This is a genomic window from Nocardia sp. NPDC127579 (assembly GCF_042672005.1).
Taxonomy (GTDB): Bacteria; Actinomycetota; Actinomycetes; order Mycobacteriales; family Mycobacteriaceae; genus Nocardia.
Map to the genome: position 1 here is coordinate 931681 of NZ_JBHXVZ010000002.1, position 17921 is coordinate 949601.

The 17921-nt window shown below is 69.2% G+C and carries 17 protein-coding genes; 8 read left to right on the forward strand and 9 right to left on the reverse strand.

Annotated elements, in window-relative coordinates; translation table 11 throughout:
- Positions 1–2: 2 nt before the first annotated feature.
- Complete coding sequence (locus ACFVMC_RS12030; RefSeq protein ID WP_379209349.1) at positions 3–653, reverse strand: amino acid-binding protein; 651 nt, start codon at positions 651–653, stop codon at positions 3–5.
- A gap of 277 nt (positions 654–930) precedes the next feature.
- Between ACFVMC_RS12030 and gatC the strand changes: the two genes are divergently transcribed.
- Positions 931–1230, forward strand: coding sequence for an Asp-tRNA(Asn)/Glu-tRNA(Gln) amidotransferase subunit GatC (gatC, locus tag ACFVMC_RS12035; protein WP_379209351.1), 300 nt, complete (start codon positions 931–933; stop codon positions 1228–1230).
- Positions 1227–2744: an Asp-tRNA(Asn)/Glu-tRNA(Gln) amidotransferase subunit GatA gene (gatA, locus tag ACFVMC_RS12040; protein ID WP_379209353.1), complete on the forward strand. Its 1518-nt coding sequence runs from the start codon at positions 1227–1229 to the stop codon at positions 2742–2744. The genes gatC and gatA overlap by 4 nt, the downstream gene beginning before the upstream one ends.
- Before the next feature lie 49 nt (positions 2745–2793).
- On the opposite strand, the gene ACFVMC_RS12045 is transcribed toward gatA, so the two are convergent.
- Positions 2794–3642, reverse strand: coding sequence for an SDR family NAD(P)-dependent oxidoreductase (locus ACFVMC_RS12045; protein WP_379209355.1), 849 nt, complete (start codon positions 3640–3642; stop codon positions 2794–2796).
- Positions 3643–3758: 116 nt separating this feature from the next.
- On the opposite strand from ACFVMC_RS12045, the gene ACFVMC_RS12050 reads away from it, so the two are divergent.
- Positions 3759–4346: a TetR/AcrR family transcriptional regulator gene (locus ACFVMC_RS12050; RefSeq protein WP_379209357.1), complete on the forward strand. Its 588-nt coding sequence runs from the start codon at positions 3759–3761 to the stop codon at positions 4344–4346.
- A gap of 42 nt (positions 4347–4388) precedes the next feature.
- On the opposite strand, the gene ACFVMC_RS12055 is transcribed toward ACFVMC_RS12050, so the two are convergent.
- From ACFVMC_RS12055 to ACFVMC_RS12065, 3 genes are all read right to left on the reverse strand, one after another.
- Positions 4389–4832 (reverse strand): SRPBCC family protein, encoded by a 444-nt coding sequence (locus ACFVMC_RS12055; protein ID WP_379209359.1) that lies wholly within the window; start codon positions 4830–4832, stop codon positions 4389–4391.
- Between the two features lie 84 nt (positions 4833–4916).
- Positions 4917–6344 (reverse strand): alpha/beta-hydrolase family protein, encoded by a 1428-nt coding sequence (locus ACFVMC_RS12060; protein WP_379209361.1) that lies wholly within the window; start codon positions 6342–6344, stop codon positions 4917–4919.
- 334 nt (positions 6345–6678) lie between these two features.
- Complete coding sequence (locus ACFVMC_RS12065) at positions 6679–7809, reverse strand: hypothetical protein (protein ID WP_379209363.1); 1131 nt, start codon at positions 7807–7809, stop codon at positions 6679–6681.
- A gap of 168 nt (positions 7810–7977) precedes the next feature.
- Between ACFVMC_RS12065 and ACFVMC_RS12070 the strand changes: the two genes are divergently transcribed.
- Both ACFVMC_RS12070 and ACFVMC_RS12075 read left to right on the forward strand, forming a co-directional pair.
- Positions 7978–9180: a sensor histidine kinase gene (locus ACFVMC_RS12070; RefSeq protein WP_379209365.1), complete on the forward strand. Its 1203-nt coding sequence runs from the start codon at positions 7978–7980 to the stop codon at positions 9178–9180.
- 93 nt (positions 9181–9273) lie between these two features.
- Positions 9274–9939 carry a response regulator gene (locus ACFVMC_RS12075; protein ID WP_379209367.1) on the forward strand — a complete coding sequence of 222 codons (666 nt, stop codon included), beginning with the start codon at positions 9274–9276 and terminating at the stop codon, positions 9937–9939.
- Between the two features lie 3 nt (positions 9940–9942).
- Here ACFVMC_RS12075 and ACFVMC_RS12080 read toward each other — a convergent pair whose 3' ends face one another.
- Positions 9943–10833, reverse strand: coding sequence for a hypothetical protein (locus tag ACFVMC_RS12080; protein WP_379209369.1), 891 nt, complete (start codon positions 10831–10833; stop codon positions 9943–9945).
- Positions 10834–11055: 222 nt separating this feature from the next.
- On the opposite strand from ACFVMC_RS12080, the gene ACFVMC_RS12085 reads away from it, so the two are divergent.
- Positions 11056–12123: a serine/threonine-protein kinase gene (locus tag ACFVMC_RS12085; protein ID WP_379209371.1), complete on the forward strand. Its 1068-nt coding sequence runs from the start codon at positions 11056–11058 to the stop codon at positions 12121–12123.
- Here ACFVMC_RS12085 and ACFVMC_RS12090 read toward each other — a convergent pair.
- The 3 genes from ACFVMC_RS12090 to ACFVMC_RS12100 are packed head-to-tail and all read right to left on the reverse strand — an operon-like array spanning position 12120 to position 15680.
- Complete coding sequence (locus ACFVMC_RS12090; RefSeq protein ID WP_379209373.1) at positions 12120–14609, reverse strand: FtsX-like permease family protein; 2490 nt, start codon at positions 14607–14609, stop codon at positions 12120–12122. The genes ACFVMC_RS12085 and ACFVMC_RS12090 overlap by 4 nt on opposite strands.
- Positions 14609–15331, reverse strand: coding sequence for an ABC transporter ATP-binding protein (locus ACFVMC_RS12095; RefSeq protein ID WP_379209375.1), 723 nt, complete (start codon positions 15329–15331; stop codon positions 14609–14611). The genes ACFVMC_RS12090 and ACFVMC_RS12095 overlap by 1 nt, the downstream gene beginning before the upstream one ends.
- Positions 15332–15365: 34 nt before the next feature.
- On the reverse strand, positions 15366–15680 hold the full coding sequence (locus ACFVMC_RS12100; RefSeq protein ID WP_379209377.1) for a hypothetical protein: 315 nt from the start codon (positions 15678–15680) through the stop codon (positions 15366–15368).
- 158 nt (positions 15681–15838) lie between these two features.
- Between ACFVMC_RS12100 and ACFVMC_RS12105 the strand changes: the two genes are divergently transcribed.
- Positions 15839–17170, forward strand: coding sequence for a sensor histidine kinase (locus ACFVMC_RS12105; protein ID WP_379209379.1), 1332 nt, complete (start codon positions 15839–15841; stop codon positions 17168–17170).
- A gap of 38 nt (positions 17171–17208) precedes the next feature.
- A complete protein-coding gene (locus tag ACFVMC_RS12110) occupies positions 17209–17862 on the forward strand; it encodes a response regulator (RefSeq protein ID WP_379209547.1) in 654 nt (217 codons plus the stop codon).
- Positions 17863–17921 lie beyond the last annotated feature (59 nt).

Consider the following 17921-nt stretch of genomic DNA (forward strand, 5'->3'; position numbering starts at 1 on the left):
TTTCAGCCGAGGACGGTGGCGATGATCCCGGCCAGATAGCCCAGCCGCGCGATCTCCGAGGGCCGGAAATCCGGCCCGCCCGGACGGCCGAGCATCAGGACCTTGCCGGTGTTCCCGAGCGGCGCGGCGGCCAGCTTGGTGTCCATATCGCGCCAGATCTGCGGGACCCAGTCGGCCTCGGGATCGAGTACCGCGGGCTTCTCCAGCGGCATCCACGGCGCCGACGCCGCCTGCGTCTGCGGCGCGGACTGGCTGCCGACCACCCGGTAGGCGCCCTGCGGCCCCATATCGAGGATGGTGGACCAGCCGACGCGCAGCACCCGCGGCGCACCGTCGACGAGGACCTGCATCCGGTCGTCGCGCGCGCTGGCGACCTGATCGATCAGCTCGAGTTCGCGGTGTGTGTCCAGTACGCCCGAGTAGGGACGGATCGAATCCACCAGGACGTCGCCGATGGATTCGGCCGCGGTGATGAGGGTGTCGGGCAGCGCGCCGGGTGGTACCTCCACGACCAGATCGTCGATCGCGAAGCCCGCCCCGCGCTCGACCACGTCGAGGGAGAGGATGTCGGCGCCCACCGAACCCAGGGCGAGGGCCAGGGCGCCGAGGCTTCCCGGGCGATCCGGAAGTTGCACGCGGAGCAAGTAAGACACGCGCGTTCCTTTCCTCTGGCCGACCGAGCCTGATGTTCGGTTACCCGGGTCTGGCAATACTTACACCCCTGTACGACGGTTATCGAGTCGAACAGCCGCCAGTGACCAACGCCACGCGGCGTTTTGGCGGCACGACGGCGTGTCATATTAGGCGGCGCGGGTGTGTCGGACCGGCGCGGGCGGCGGTGGGCGGGCGGTGCGGGCGGGTCGGTAGGCTCACACCTGCAAGTACGGCCTGGCCGATTCATCATGCTCACATGCCGAAAGGGGTCCTGCGGTGCCCGCCATCTCCCGCGACGAGGTAGCTCACCTCGCCCGGCTGTCCCGGCTCGCGCTGTCCGATGCCGAACTGGATCAGTTCGCCGGTCAGCTGGATTCGATCCTGAGCCACGTACGGACCATCAACGAGGTCGCCGCCGCCGACGTCCCGCCCACCTCGTCGCCGAATCCGGCCACCAATGTGACCCGGCCCGATGTGGTCCGGCCGAGCCTGACGCCGGAGGAGGCGCTGTCGGGCGCGCCCGCGGTCGAGGAGCAGCGGTTCATGGTTCCGCAGATCCTGGGGGAGGGCGAATGAGCACAGCATCGCGCAGCGATTCCGTGGGGGGTGGCGGTCGGGCGAGCGACTTGACGACTCGGAGCGCGGCCGAGCTCGCCGAGCAGATCCACGCCCGCGAGGTCACCTCGGTCGAGGTGACCCAGGCGCACCTGGATCGAATCGCGGAGTCCGACGGCGAGATCCACGCCTTCCTGCATATCGCGGGCGATCGGGCGCTCGAGGCCGCCGAACGCGTGGACGCCGACCTGGCCGCCGGAAAGGCGCCCGCGTCCGCGCTGGCCGGCGTCCCGCTCGCGCTCAAGGACGTGTTCACCACCACCGACATGCCCACCACCTGTGCCTCGAAGATCCTCGAGGACTGGGTGTCGCCGTACGACGCGACGGTCACCACGCGGCTGCGCGCCGCGGGCATCCCGATCCTCGGCAAGACCAATATGGACGAGTTCGCCATGGGCTCCTCCACCGAGAACTCGGCCTACGGCCCCACCCGCAACCCATGGGACACCACCCGCATCCCGGGCGGTTCCGGCGGTGGTTCGGCGGCGGCGCTGGCCGCGCACCAGGCGCCGCTGGCCATCGGCACCGACACCGGCGGGTCGATCCGTCAGCCGGCCGCGGTCACCGCGACCGTCGGCACCAAGCCCACCTACGGCACAGTGTCCCGGTTCGGCCTGGTCGCTTGCGCGTCCTCGCTGGATCAGGGCGGCCCGTGCGGTCGCACCGTGCTCGACACCGCGCTGCTGCACGAGGTGATCGCCGGGCACGATCCGCGTGATTCCACCTCCCGGAACGTGCCAGTGCCGCCGGTGGTCGCTGCCGCGCGCGCGGGCGCCCACGGTGATCTGCGCGGTGTGAAGGTCGGTGTGGTGCGGGAACTGCACTCCGACAGCTACCAGCCGGGCGTCATCGAATCCTTCGACGCCGCCGTGACGGTGCTGAAGGAACTCGGCGCGGAGGTCGTCGAGGTGTCGTGCCCGAACTTCGAGTACGCGCTGTCGGCCTACTACCTGGTCATGCCTTCGGAGGTGTCGTCGAACCTGGCGCGCTTCGACGCTATGCGCTACGGCTTGCGCGTCGACGACGACGGTAAGCACAGCGCCGAGCAGGTCATGGCCGCGACCCGGGCGGCCGGTTTCGGCCCGGAGGTCAAGCGCCGCATCATGATCGGCACGTACGCGCTGTCGGCCGGGTACTACGACGAGTACTACGGGCAGGCGCTGAAGGTGCGCACGCTGATCACGCGCGATTTCGATCAGGCCTACGAGCAGGTCGATGTGTTGGTCTCGCCGACCAGCCCGTTCACCCCGTGGAAGCTGGGCGAGAAGGTCGACGATCCGCTGGCCATGTACCTGTCGGACCTGTGCACCCTGCCCACCAATCTCGCCGGGCACCCGGCGATGTCGGTGCCGTCGGGGCTGAGCAAGGACGACGGCATGCCGGTCGGCTTCCAGATCATGGCGCCCGCCCTGGCCGACGATCGTCTCTACCGGGTCGGCGCGGCCTATGAAGCGGCTCGCGGTCCGATCAGCTGAGCAGCCCGGAAACGGGGGCGGAACCGATCGCGGTTCCGCCCCCGTTTCGCTATGCGGGCCAGGTGAATTCGGGATCCGTCGCGTAGTCCTGGCGGCGGGCGTCCAGGGCCATGGTGACCATCTGCTGGGCACCGGGGCCGATGACCTTGCGGACCGGCGGATTCGGCATGGCGACCAGGGCGAGGATCTCCGCGGCGGCGACCTCCGGGCCGGGCTCGGTGGACTCCACGGGAGGTGTTTCACCGTCCGCCGATTCGAACAGGGGTCCCCAGTAGTCCGGCATGCCGAAGAGGGCGCGTCGCTGCTCGGTGTAGGCGGGCAGTTCGGTGCCGAACTTCATGCTGGACTTCGCCCAGTCGGTGTCGAACCCGCCCATCTGGGCCAGGGTGAGGTGAATCCCGAAGGGGCGCAGCTCATCCGCGAGTGAGGCGCTGAAGCCTTCCAGCGCCCACTTGCTGGCGTTGTACATGCTGAACAGCGGCAGGCTGCCGACCGCGCCGACCGTCGAGATCTGCACGATGTGGCCGGAGCCCTGGGCCCGCAGGTGCGGTACGGCTGCCTGCGAAACCCACAGGGCGCCGTAGAAGTTGGTGTCCATCTGGTCGCGGATCTGCGCCTCGGTGAGCTCCTCGACGGCGCCGACGAGGCCGTAGCCCGCGTTGTTCACGATCACGTCGATGCGACCGGTCGTGGCGAAAGCGGTGTTCACCGTGTCGATTACGCGCTCGCGGTCGCGCACGTCCAGCGTCAGTACCGTGAGCAGGTCGTGCTGGAGGTCGGCCATGGTCGCGGGATTGCGGACGGTCGCGACGACCCGATCGCCCTGGGCGAGGGCGGCGGTGGTGAAGGCGCGGCCGAGGCCGCGGTTGGCGCCGGTGATGAACCAGGTGCGGGTCATTGATGATCCTCTCGTCGCGAGACGATCCGTCTCGTTGGAACGTGAACGAGACTGCCAGGCGGAGTGCTTCTTGTCAAGACGAGACGTTTCGTCTCGCTGTCGGTATGCTCGGAGCCGTGTCCGAAACACCCAGCGCGGCCCGGCGCAGCGAACGCGCCCGCGCCGCCATCCTGAACGCCGCCACCGAACTGATTCGCGAACTGCCCTACGGCAAGCTGAGCATCGAGGCGATCGCGTCCCGCGCGGGCGTCGGCAAACAGACGATCTACCGGTGGTGGCCGTCCAAGGGGGCGGTGGTCTTCGACGCCATGCTCGAACTCGATTCCGGGCCGGACGGATTGGTGCTACCGAACACCGGCGACATCCGGGCCGATCTGCTCGAGCTGGTGCGCGGATCGGTCGCCGCGCTCACCGATCCCGGATTCGAGTCCTTCCTGCGCGCGATCTATATCGAGATCCAGCAGGACCGCGCCCTCGGCGCGCTCTATCGCGAGCGGCTGCTGCTGCCGCAACGCGCGGCGATCACCGAACGGCTCACGGCGGGCATCGAATCCGGCGAACTGCGCACCGACCTCAATCCAGAACTGGCCCTCGACCTACTCCTCGGCCCCATCCAATCCCGCTGGACCCTGGGCCTCGGCGGACTCGACGACACCTACGCCGACGCGGTGCTCGACGCCGCCCTCACCTACCTGCGCGCCTGAAAGTGGGACCTGACGGCGGCAAACGTCGAGAGGTCACCACCGTCAGGTCCCACTCAGCGTTTCGGCACGATGTTGGACGGCGGCGGTCATGGTGTCGAAGCCGTGGCGTAGGTGTTTGCCGAGGAGGGTGGCGACGGCGGGGTGGAGCCAGCCGTTCAGTTCGAAGTGGGATTCGTAGCGGGTGCGGTCGGCGTTTACGGCCGTGATGGTGTGGGAGCGGAGGCTGTGCAGGGTGTTGAGGGGGGCGGGTTTCATGGTGTAGCTGAAGGTGCGGTGGGGGGTGTGGGTGCGGATGAATTCGCGCTGGCGCAGGCGTTTGGGGCCGAGTTGGACCAGCATGTCGATGGGCTCGCCGGGGATGAGGCTGGTCTTCGCCTCCAGGCAGAAGGGATTCCAGTCTGGGTAGGCGGCGAAGTCGGTGAGCACTTGCCACACCGTTTCTGCGGGTGCATCGATATAGACGGCGGCGTCGACGGTGAATCCCATGCGAAAAAACTAGAACACGTTTCAGGGTGCGTCAACGGTCGGCAGATGGCCGGGCGCCGTGCCCTGTGCGGGTGCGTCCAACGGTCAGCAGGTGCCCAGCGCCGTGCCCTGGTCGGTGCCGTAGCGGTGACCGTGGCCCGGCGGTGCGTCCAGCGCGGCCAGCAGATCGGCGGTGGTCTGCACGAAACTCGCGATCGGGAGCCAGCGCGGGACCGGGGCGTCGGTGCGGGCGCCGGACAGGTCCGGCGCCCGCCACAGCAGCGACACGGACCAGTGCACGACCGGATCGGAACTGTTCGCCAGCACCGTCGCGCCCTGGTGGTGCGCCTGCCCCGCGGGCGGCCCGGCCCACAGTGCCGCACAGGTGCGCCGGTCCTGATCGGCGGCATCGGTGAAAACAGCGCTGCCTCCGTAGGCGCCGAGGCTCTGGCCGTACACGAACAGCCGGTGCGCGCCGCCGAGTTCGGCGCTGCGCCGCTCGACCGCCTCGAACAGCGCGCGGGCGGCGCGGGCCGCCTCGTCGCGGCCGAAGACGAAGGTCACCCAGCTCGGAGCGTAGGAATATTGCAGGCCGACCACGGCGGCGTCGCCGCCGAATCGCTGCGCGAAGCCCCGCATCGCGTTGGCATCGATCCAGCCCGAACCCGTCGGCACGGCGACCACGATATTGGAACGGGTGAACCCGCCCGAGCGCTCCAGTTCCCGAATCGCCAGCGCCACCCTGGAATCCAGATCCGGCGCGGACTCCACCCCGACATACACACGCACGGGGCCCGCCGCGGGGCCGGAGACGAACTTCCGTCCCTCGGCCCCCAGGGAACTCCAGCTCACCGCCGACTCCGCACTACCCGACCGGGTCAGCGAAACCGGCTGCACCAGAGTCGGATCCACGGTGTCGTTGGCGGCCGCGTAGATGCTCTGTCGCCATTCCACGAACCCGGGCACCAGCACCAGAGACCCCGCGATCGCACCCACCACGGTCAGCGCGACACTGCGCGCCAACCCCAATCGCCGTACTGCCCAGCGTATTCCGCGCGCGATTCCGACACACCCGGCTATCAGCACCGCCGCGACCGCTGCCGATCGCGCCCAGTAGTCCGGCCCGATCAGAGGTGTCCCCATCGCAACGCGCAGCGTGTTCTGCCAGTGCCCCGCGTAGATGGCCGCTCCGGCAACCAACAGGGCGGTGATCACCGACAGGGGCCCGCGTAGCCCCGGGAACCGCCGATTGACGTCACCGCCCATGCGGCGCAGAATGAGCCGTCCCGTACCTGCCGTCGCCAGCGCGACGGCTACCAGCAGGGCGGTCAAAATACCCTGTGCCCCAGCTGTTCTCGGGAGGAGCCCGGGCATCAGCGAAAGCAGCGTCGCGCCACCGACCGCCACCGTGGTGCCGATTCGGGGTGAACGCGCCAGCGCCGTCCGGGGCGACATGTCAGGCCCGGGCTCGGCCGCTGGAGTCCGCTCCGCCGCACCGTCACTGGCCTGCGGCCGTTCGAGCGTGGTCGTCATCGGGAAACCTCCTGCGAATAGCTGTGTTCCAGTGCTGATTTCGCCACCTGTTCGGAGCCCCACACGAATCCGGTGGCCGCCGATCCATGTGCGGACGTTCGCCCGTCCGAATTCCGCCTCCGGCCGCTGATCGGCCGCAATTTCAGCGCCGACGACGGCGTGTATGAAATCCCCTGAACAGCGTTCCCTTGCTGGTCGATGGTCGCCAGGTTGACGGGGGCGCGTCCGTGGGCGGGGGTACACGGGCCAGTAGGAACGCACCGACTGGTGGCAGTGCTTCGATCGGCCGGTTGCCTCATGGCGACAACGCGCCGTGCGGTGGGGCACTGGGTGGTCATGCGGGTGCTCCGGCCAGGGCGATGGGGCCGGCCGGGGCCGGGGTGCAGTGGTGTCCAGCGCTGCGGCGGCTGTTGCGCGCGGCGGCTGGTGCGGGGCAGTGTCCGGCGCTCTGATGGCCGGTGGCCGATGTGCGCCGGTGGCGGCTGCTGGGGAGCGTGGCGAGGGCGGTGAGGGCCAGGGCGACCAGGGTGGCAATGCCGAAATGCCAGCTGTTGAAGCCGGACTCGGCGATGGGTGCGCCGTAGTCCTGGCGACGGGAGTTCAAGTCGACGAACACGTCGGCGATATCGGCCATGGCGAAGCACTGTGCGCGGCCGATCGGGGTGCTGCGGGTGGTGCAGGCTTCCTGCATGTGGCGGTCCAGGGTGGTGTCGATCGCTTGACGGGCCCAGGGGCCGAGCGGTGCACCGGTACGGTCGGCGTAGCGGAGCAGGTCGTAGCCGAGATCGTGTGCCTTGCAGGCGAGTTCGAACTCCTCAGGCAGCGGAACGGGCGAGGAGCAGCTACCGCTCGGGTTGACCAGCAGACCGCGTTCGATGCCCGGCGCATAGCCGACGACGGCCTCGAAATCCGCGGGCAGCCGATCCGCCGACCCGGCCCCGCGGGCGGTCAGGTCAACCACTGCCGTTGCTGCCGAAGCACTTTCGTTTCGAGCAGGACTAGCCGCGAGAGTAGTGGGCGCGAACATAGCCGTCGTTGCCATCATGGTCGCCGCGACCGCGACCACCGCACCGCATCGGGCCGTCATGGAACGCCGCCCGGCGCTGTTCGCGTCGAGCCGGGCCGCCTGGGAACTCCACTCGGCACGATCCGCGCCGCACGACACCGCCATCGGATGCGGCTCCGCATCTTGCGCGTCGAGTAGTGCCGCGATGGGGCGTGGTTCAGCAGAATCCACGTCGCGTCGGATCGTCTTGGAATGCGGTCCGGCCAGATCTGCTTCGCGCCGCGCCGCGGTCGAGCTGTGCACGGCGTGAGCGGTGTCGTCGGTCGTGACCTGATTGCCTGGTTCCGAGTCGACCGAGGTTGCCCGGGGCAGCACGTCGTCATTCGGGCGGGCGGCGCGGGGGTTGGGGGCGGCCGCGGTGGTGGCGCAGGGCTGCCGGGCGGTCGTCGAGAAGCTCATGATCGTTGACGCTAGGAATCGGCGGTGCCCGCCCACCTCACGCCGAAGTGCGGTTTCGGGTGCCGTGCCGGTGGGGGAGCCCGGCGGCGATCTCCCCCTCGGGTACGGGGTGCCGGTTCACTCGGGGGTATGACGCGATTCGGCGCGCGAGTTCCTAGGGTCGTAGGTATGAAGCAGAAGACTCGCGCCTGGATGACCCCGCGCCTGATGGTCGATATCGGCACGGCCGTGGTGGCGCTGATCTTCTTCACCGTGGCCTGGCCGACCTTGCACATCACCCATGTGGTGCCGGCCGCGGCGCAGCCGGGCGTGGCCGCGCTGGCCGCGTTCCCGGTGCTGTTCGCGCGGGTGAATCCGGCGCTGGGCTGGGCGATCTCGGCCGGCTCGGCGCTGTTGATCGCGCTGGCCATCCCGCATCAGCCGGACAACGATCTGCCGTTCCAGGTGATCCACATCCTGTCGCTGCTGATCCTGTTGTTCGCGGTGGGCCTGCGGGCGCCGATTCAGTTGGCCGCCGTGGCCTGGGCCGGTACCGCGCTGCTGTTCGCCACGACCATGCCGGGCGCGGATTCCGGCGCGGCCTGGGGTTGGCCGATCGGGCTGGCGGCGGTGGTGCTGGTGGCGCTGCTGGTGCGCTGGCTGGTGGCCTCGCGCGCGCAACTGGTGCAGCAGGAGGAGGCGAACGAGCTGGAGCGGGCGCGCCGCGCCATCCTCGAGGAGAAGGCGCGCATCGCCCGTGATCTGCACGATGTGGTGGCCCACCACATGTCGCTGGTGGTGGTGCAGGCGCAGACCGCGCCGTACCGGGTGGACGGCGTCACACCGGCGGCCCGCGCCGAATTCGAGTCGATCGGCTCGACCGCGCGGGAGGCGTTGAACGAGATCCGCGGCATGCTGGGCGTACTGCGCAGTGACGGTCAGCTGCCCGAAACCGCGCCGCAGCCCAAGGCGGCGGATCTGCTCGGCCTGTTCGAGGGTGCGCGCCGGGCCGGTGTCGATATCGACTGGTCGGTGCTGGGTGAGCTCGACGCGGTGCCCGAGACCACGGGACTGGCGCTGTATCGGATCGCGCAGGAGTCGCTGTCCAACGCGTCTCGGCACGCGCCGGGCGCACCGGTCCGGGTGGAGCTGATCTGTGCTGCCGAGATCGGCCTGCGGATCGAGAACGGCCCGGGCGCCACACCTGCCCGCCCGTCCAGCAATGGCGGTCACGGCATCGCGGGCATGCAGGCGCGGGCGTTGGCCGCGGGCGGCGAGGTGGTCGCGAGCACCCGCCCGGACGGTGGCTTCGAAGTGCGGGCCCGGCTGCCGCTGAGCGCCGCTGGGCTCGGCGCGCCCGACCTCGCGCTCGGCGCGCCGCCGGTGAGTTGATTCGAGGCCGGGGCTCTGGGCGCGCCGACCCGTGGTGCGCCACCGGACGATCCGGCCCGCCGCGAGGCCCGCGCACGCGGTTAAGGTGAGCGGGTGGCTATTACGGTTTTGATCGCCGACGACCAGGCGATGGTGCGCCAGGGTTTCGGCGCACTGCTCGCCGCGCAACCCGATATCAGCGTGATCGGGGACGCGCCGGACGGGAAGGCCGCGGTGGCTGAGGCGAAACGGCTGCGCCCGGACGTGGTGCTGATGGATGTGCGGATGCCGGAGATGAACGGGCTCGACGCCGCCCGCGCTATCCTGGCCGCCGGATTCGATCCGCCGGTGCGGGTGCTGATGCTCACCACTTTCGACATCGACGACTACGTCTACGAGGCGTTGAGCCTGGGGGCGAGCGGGTTCCTGCTCAAGGATGCGCCCGCCGAGGAATTGGTGCGCGCGGTGCGGGTGGTCGCCGACGGTCAGGCGCTGCTGGCCCCGACCGTGACCCGCCGCTTGATCGCCGATGTGACCAGACGGCGCAACCATACGCGTGCGAAACCCGATCCCGCCCTGGGCGCTTTGACGCCACGGGAACGCGAAGTGCTGGAGTTGATCGCGAAGGGCATGTCCAACACCGAGATCGCCGAGGCGCTGTTCGTCGCCGAGCAGACCGTGAAAACCCATGTGTCCAAGGTGTTCTCGAAGCTGGATCTGCGGGATCGGGCGCAGGCGGTGGTGCTGGCCTACGAGTCCGGTCTGGTCACGCCCGGCTGAGGGCTAGCGGGGGCATTTCCCGCCGCGTAGCTCGCTCAGATGGCGGTCGAGGAGTTCGGCGAGGGTGTCCAGCAGGGCGGTGGCGTCGTCGTAGGTGCCCGAATCGGCCTGCGCCGCAACCGCGATGGCGACCCGGCCGGATTTGGTGGGCACCAGCCCGAATTGGCGAACGGTGTAGATGCCGGTCTCGTCGTCGGGGCCCCAGCCGCCCTTGAACTCCACGTCGTCGAGTTTGCCCAGCCCCCAACCCTGTTCGGGGGTGATCTCGCCCATGAGCTTGGTGACGGTGCTGGTCTGATCCAGGCAGGGCAGTTTGGAGGCGAAGCGGACCTGATCGGTGAGCGTCCACTCGGTGGCGCCGAAGGCCGACTGTTCCAGCTGGGTGTGCGAAGCGGCGAGATCGCTGCTGTCGTCGGCCTCGTCGAGCACCTGCTGAACGGCTCTGGCCGCTTCCTCGCCGGCGCCGAGGGAGGCCCACAGCGCATCGGCCGCGCCGTTGTCCGACCAGGTGATGGCGGCTTCGACGTCACCGAGCACGCCTTCGGGGTCGTGGCGCAGCGCGGCGATGGCCAGCGGCACCTTGATGGTGGACCAGGCGATGCCGGTGCGCCATTCGCCGAGCACGGTCATCTTGCCGCCGCCGACCGGCATGATGGCCAAGCCGACCCGGCCGCCGAGATCCGGTTGCAGCTGGGCGAATTCGGCTGCCAGCGACTCCGAGCGAGCGGCCGACCAGGCCGAGCGCCACATGCCGTCGGTGGGCAGCACGACCTTCTGCGGCGCCGCCTGCATTCGGTGCTCCGGGAGCAGACCGCAGGACGCGACTGCGAAAACCGTGACGGCGACGGCGACTCCACGCAACGCCACCCGGCTCATCGATCGAGCAGACTTCACTACCGCGTCCTCCCCACCACCACGGCATGAGCAACAAACCTGGTGATGCAACCTACTCCGCACGCCGCCGGGTTGCCACCGGACGGCGGGGCCGCCGACCCCCGGTGTGGGGAAGCGGCGTCCTACTCTCCAGTTTCCCTGATATTCGGCGGGAATTCGAAATCAGGTGTCGGCGAGCGGCCTTGTAGGCTGACTCTCTGTCTTGATCGGAAGGGGGTCGCGTTGCTGAACAGCGGTGACGTGTTCGCCGGATACACCGTGGAACGCCTGCTCGGACAAGGTGGCATGGGTTCGGTGTACCTGGCCAGGCATCCGCGCCTGCCCCGGCAGACCGCGCTGAAGCTGCTGAACCGGGAGCTGTTCACCGACGCCGAGGTTCGCGCCCGATTCGAACGCGAGGCCGATCTGGCAGCACATCTGGACCATCCGAACATCGTGGCGGTGTACGACCGCGGTTCCGAGGACGAGCAGCTGTGGATCGCCTTGCAGTACGTCGACGGCATGGACGCGGCGTCGGTGCATCCGATGACGCTGCCACCGGAGCGGGCCGTGCAGATCGTCGAAGGTGTCGCGGGCGCACTGGATTACGCGCACGGCATGGGCGTGCTGCATCGGGATGTGAAGCCGGCCAACATCATTCTGGCCAAGGCGGGCGGCGGGCACGGCGAACGGGTGTTTCTCGCCGATTTCGGGATCGCGCGGCTGCGTGAGGATTCCACGCATCTGACCCAGGCGGGGATGTTCACCGCCACACTCGCCTACGCCTCGCCCGAGCAGATGACCGGGCGCCCCCTGGATCACCGCTCGGACCAGTATTCCCTTGGCTGCGCGCTGTATTGGCTGCTCACCGGGATCGGCCCGTTCGACGCCGACAATCCCAACGACATCATCCGAGGGCACCTCCAGATGGCGCCGGTGCCGGTGTGCGTGCGCCGTCCGGGCGTGAATCCGGCCCTGGACCAGGTGCTGGCCCGGGCCATGGCCAAGCTGCCCGATCAGCGTTTCGGTTCGTGCGCCGAATTCGCCGCCGCCGCGCGCGCGGCGCTGACCGCGCCGGTCCAGCTGGTGCCGCCGACCGTGACCGGTCCGCTGCCGGTGCAGTTTCCGGGCGGCTACCCGAGCTTTCAGGGCGGGCCGCCGGCGCTGCCCGCCCCGATCCAGCCCTACGGTGCGCCGCCCCCTGCGCGGCGCACTTCGGGCCCCCTCGGCTGCCTGGTCACGATCCTGGTCGTGGTCCTGGCAGCGGTGGTCCTGCTGCTGGTGGTCGCCTCCTACGGCCCGATCGGCTAGTCGACGGCCAGCGCCTGGACGATGGGCAGGCGCGCGGCCCGCAGCGCGGGCGGGATGGAGCCGAGCAGCGCCAGGCCCAGTGCCGCGATGCCGTACACCAGGATCAGGATGTTCGGGTCGTACACGATGTCGATGGTCATCGCGTGCCCGATCGCGAGTACGGCCAGGTACTGGATGCCGGCTCCGACGGCGAGTCCCAGTGCGGCGCCGGTACAGCCGATGCCCGCGGCCTCGGCCAGCACCGAGCGGAGCAGGAAGCGGCGGTTGGTGCCCATGGCACGCAGCACGCCGAGTTCACGGCGACGTTCCAGGACCGACAGCATCAGGGTGTTGAGCAATGCGACGGTGGCGACGAGGACCACGATCCACAGGATCGCCGCGCTCATGGCCGTACCCTGCTCCAGACTTCCGGAGATGGCGTCGACCTGCTCTTGACCGGTCGCGACCTGGAGGTCGGCCGGCAGCGCCGCCCGCACCGCGGCCTGGACGGTCGCGACGTCGGCGCCCTCGGCGACATCGACGGCCAGGATGGTCTCACCCGGGCGCTCGTACCAGGTGCGCAACTGCTCGACATCCATGATGACCACACCCGCGACCAAGCTGAAGTACGGAATGACCTGTAGCACTTCGACCCTGTGGTCGCCGGTGGGGGTCGGCAGGGTCACGTGCGAGCCCGCCGTGACACCGAGCGAGCGGGCGACATCCCGCGAGATGATCACACCCTCGCCGCGCGCCATGCGCGGCAGCACCGCGCGGTCCACGGCGGCGACCCGAATGTCGCCCGAGCCGGTCTCGAACCCTTGCAGCATCACCCGCCCGCTGCCCAGCGTGGCGAAGGCCATCTGGGCGGGACTCACGCTCGCGACGCCGGGCACCGCCGCGACCTTGTCCTTGATGTCGGCGGGCAGCAGCGGACCGGTCGGGAACTGCTCGGCGGTGGTCGCACTGACATTGAGGTCGATGCGCCCGAGTTCGGCGAACGATCCGCCCGCGGAATCGACCATATTGCTGGACGCGCCGCCCATCGCGACCACGGCGGCCACGCCGATCAGCACGGTCATCGCGGTGGCCCAGACGCGGCGCGGTGCGCGTTCCAGCGTGGTGGCGCCGAGTGCGCCGGACGGCCCGAACCAGCGGGCGATCGCGGCGGCGGCGCGGACGATCGGTCCGGTGGCCGCGTAGCAGAGCACCACGGCGGCGGTGAACGACATCGAGATCGCCGCCATCGACACCCGCCCCACGTCGGCCCGCGCGATGGCGATCGCGCCGACGACGAGACCCAGACCCACGACCACGGAGCCGATCCGCATCGCCCGGTTCGACCCGTCGGTCTGCCCCGCGCCCACCGGCACCAGCGCCTCGATCGGCTCCACCTTGTACACCTGGCGCGCGGCGATCGCGGCGGCGACCACGCTGGCCAGCACGCACGCGGCCACCGCCAGCGGAATCACATAGCCGGGCACCAGGTATTCGGTCCGAGCCTCCACCGACTGCACGATCCCGACGGGGAGACGATCGATACTGACGCGTCCCATCAGGATTCCGATCCCCGTGCCGATCGCACCGCCGACCACGCCGAGCAGCGCGGCCTCGGCGAGCAGGTCGCGCACCATCGGCCCGCGCCGACCGCCGATCGCGCGCAGCAGCGACAGCATCGGACGGCGTTGCGCCACTGCCATACTCATCGCGTTGTAGATCAGGAACGCGGAAACGACCAGCGCCGAGAACGCGGACATCAGAGTGGAATAGCGCAGGATCTGGATAGCCCCGCCGGCCTGGGCGGTGCGCAGGCTCGGGTCGGCGACCACCGCGCGTCCGCCGACGGTCTTGGTCAAAGCGTCACGCAGCGTGGCGATATCGGTGCCGGGTTGCGGAATGATCTGCACCGAATCGAGCCGGCCGGGCCGGCCGGTGATCTTCTGCGCCACCGACATCTGGGTGGCGACGATATGCCCGCCGTTGAGCTGCTTGGACGACTCGTGATCGAGCACGCCTGCGACCGTGACGGTTTCGTTGCCGAGCCGGAAGGTCTCGCCTTCGTCGCGGCCGAGCGCGGCGCCCACCAGGACACCGTTGGGCACCGAGAGGAGCTTCAGTCCCTGGCTGGACATCGGCCCGGTGAGCTGATTGCCGAGCGCCCCGATCGTCTGATCGGCGCCGATCAGCATCAAGCGGTCCGCGCCCGCGCCGACCTGGGCGCGCAGCATCGGCACCGCCGTCTGCACGCCCGGTGTCGCCGAAATACGGGGCAGCAGCGACTGATCGAACCCGGCATCGGTGATTCCGCTGATCTCGAGTTCGGCCGCGCCGCCGAGCGCGCGGGTCAGCTTGTCCACCGATCCGGTGACCGACCCGGAGATGCTGAGCACGGCCACCAGCAGCGCCGCCGAGACGCTCATCACCGCCAGCGACATGACGGTGCGCCCGCGATGCGCGAGCAGTTCACCGATATTGAACAGCCGCAACCGATCCCAGAGTCCGGCCATCACGCGCGCACCGCGTCGTCATGGCTCTTGCGGGTGACGGCGTCGTCGGACCCGATCTTGCCGTCGCGCAGCGTGATCACCCGATCGCAGTACTCGACCGCGCCCATGTCGTGGGTGACCATGACGACCGAATTGCCGTCCGCGGCGATCTCGCCCAGCAGACGCAGGATCGACGCACCGGTCTTGGAGTCCAGGTTGCCGGTGGGCTCGTCGGCCAGGATCAGCGGCGGATCCATGATCAGCGCCCGCGCCACCGCGACCCGCTGCATCTGACCGCCGGACAGCTCCGAGGGCCGATGCTCGGCCCGTTCGCTCAGACCGACCCGGTCCAGCAGTTCCAGGGCTCGCGGCTTGGCCCGGCGTAAACCGGTGCCGTCCAGCAGTTTCGGGATGGCGACGTTCTCCCACGCGGACAGCGTCGGCAGCAGGTTGAAGAACTGGAAGATGAAACCGACCCGGTGCCTGCGGAATTCGGACTGGCGCTCGTCGTCGAGCGACCCGATCTCCTCGCCGCGGAAGCGGATCGAGCCCGAGGTCGGGCTGTCCAGCGCGCCGAGCAGGTGCAGCATCGTGCTCTTGCCGGACCCGGAAGGCCCGATGATCGAGGTGAATTCGCCTGGTTCGATCCGCAGGTTCACCCCGTCCAGCGCGCGGACGGACTGCCCGCCCACCTGGTATTCCTTGATGATCTCGGTCAATTCCAACATGGCCGGGTCCGGCATCGATTTCCCTCGTGTTCCCTCGTGAATTCGTGTGTCAGCGTGCCATGGCTGCGGCGCCGTAGCGCTGACCGTGTGCATCGAGCAGGGCCCGTAGTACCGGCTGTTCGGCGGCGAGCTCGAGATAGGCCTCGACGGCGGACTGGCCGCGGCTCATGGCCAGCTCCAGCTTCACCTCGAGGTGGATTTTCCAGCGGTAGTACAGCGCTTGCAGCACTCCCGCCGGTCCGCCGAACAATCGGTCCAGATCCGGTAGCCCCGCGAACAGATCGGGATCGGCCGGGTCGAGGGCCGCGCGGGTGAGCACGGTGTGCACGATGTCGGTTCGCGCGTGCTGGTCTTCCCAGGACATTGGCTTGGCCTTCCGTATTTCGATGTAATCGACGCTACGGAGACGGGCACGCTCCTATCGACGTGCCACAGTACCGAATCGGATTCCTACCGGGGTAGGAGACAGCGACCGCTCCGAGCAGGATGTCTCGGCGGTTGCCGGGCCGGTAACCTGGCGAGATGGATGTGACCCATGCCATCCCGTCGCCGGGGAGCGCCCGCTCGGCGAATCCGACCTGGGACATCGGGAGCATCCGCAAGCGCTGGCTGGAATTCTGGCGGAATCCGCGTGCACAGTTCCGCGGCTACCTCGCGGGGTTGCCGTTCGACTATCCGCCCGCACTGATCACCGGATCCTGGTTGGCGATGGCCGTTATCGGCATTGTCTCCACCATTCAACGGCACAATTACTTCCCGAACGCGCTGCCGTTGCTCGCGGTGCTGGCGCTGCTCTGCTCCATGCCGGTGTTCTGTGTCCTGGCTATCACGCCGCCACCGCTGGCCATGGCGAGCTGCGGTGTCGTGGTCACCGCCATCTTTCTCATGCAGCCGGTCCAATCGGATTTCGCGCCTTTCGTATTGATCCTGACGGTCGGCGAGGTGGCCGCGCTCGTGCCGAAGCGCTGGAGCGTGGTCTACGCGCTGGTGGCGCTGGGCGAACTGATGATCTTCGATGCGCTGGACCGGGTGGGTTGGAGCGGCCCGAACACCCGGCTCGAGGGTTTGCAGATGTACACCGCCGGGCTCGCCCTCGGCTGGATGGTCGGTGTCATGCTGCGCTACCAGCGGAAATTCCTGCATCAGGAGCGCGAGAGCCAGGAGATCCGAGCGGCACGGGCGGCCGACGAGGAACGCCGCCGGATCGCCCGCGAAGTGCACGATGTGATCGCGCATTCGCTGAGCATCACGCTGCTGCACCTGACCGGCGCCCGGCACGCGCTACAGACCGATCGGGATGTCGAGGACGCGATCGAGGCGCTGGAGGACGCGGAACGGCTGGGCCGGCAGGCGATGGCCGATATCCGGCGCACCATCGGACTACTGGACCGATCGCCGTCGAAACCCGCGCCGGAACCCGGGATCGCCGATATCGACGGCCTCATCGCCGATTTCGTGGGCGCGGGGCTCGACGTGCGCTACACCGGCAGCGGGGATCTGGGGGCGGTGTCGGCGGCCGTCGGCCTGGCGCTCTACCGGATCGGGCAGGAATCGCTGGCGAACGTCTGCAAGCACGCACCCGACTCGACCGCTCGGGTGCGACTCGAAGTCGATTCCGCCACGGCGATTCTCACCATCGGCAATACGCTGCCCGCGGGCATGCCGACGACACGAGGGAGTGGGATGGGGTTGTCAGGCATGCGGCAGCGTGCCGAGTTGCTCGGCGGAATACTGGTCACCGGGCCCTACGACGACGGCTGGATGGTGCGCGCCGAGTTCCCGCTGGCGGCGGAGCGCGGGTGCGCGCTGACCGGGGTCGGCAAGTCGAGAACCGAACGGCGGGAGGACGAGTGAGCGTGACCGGCGGTGTCACCCAGGAGGACACCATCGCCGTGCTGGTGGTCGACGATCAGGAGCTGGTCCGCGGTGGCCTGCGCCGGATCCTGCGCCGTCGCGACGGATTCGTGGTCAGCGAATGCGCCGACGGTGACGAGGTGGTCGCGGCCGTCGCCGCCGAGCAGCCCGATGTGGTGCTGATGGATCTGCGAATGAAACGGGTCGGCGGCATCGATGCCACCCGGTTGCTGCGCGCCCGTGCCGGCGCGCCGCCGGTGCTCGTGCTCACCACCTTCGACGACGACCAACTGCTCTCCGGGGCGCTACGCGCGGGCGCGGCCGGATTCATTCTCAAGGACTCGCCCGCCGAGGATCTGATCCGCGCGGTCCGCACGGTGGCGACCGGCGGGGCCTGGCTCGATCCCTCCGTCACCGGGCGCGTCCTCTCGGCCTACCGCACCGTGCGACCGGTGGTGGCGAAATCGCGCAGCCGCCTCGCGGAACTCACCGCGCGGGAGTACGAGGTACTCGAACTCATCGGCCGCGGGCGGGTGAACGGGGAAATCGCCCGGGAACTGGGCATCTCCGAAGTCACCGTGAAAAGCCATGTCGGACACATATTCGGCAAGCTCGACCTGCGGGACCGAGCCGCCGCGATCGTCTTTGCGTTTGACCACGGGGTGGTCACCCCAGGAGAATCGGCTCTTTGAGGTGGCACCGCGCCCGGCCACCGTCGCAGTGCCGGGCCGGGGTCCGGGATGGAGGTTGT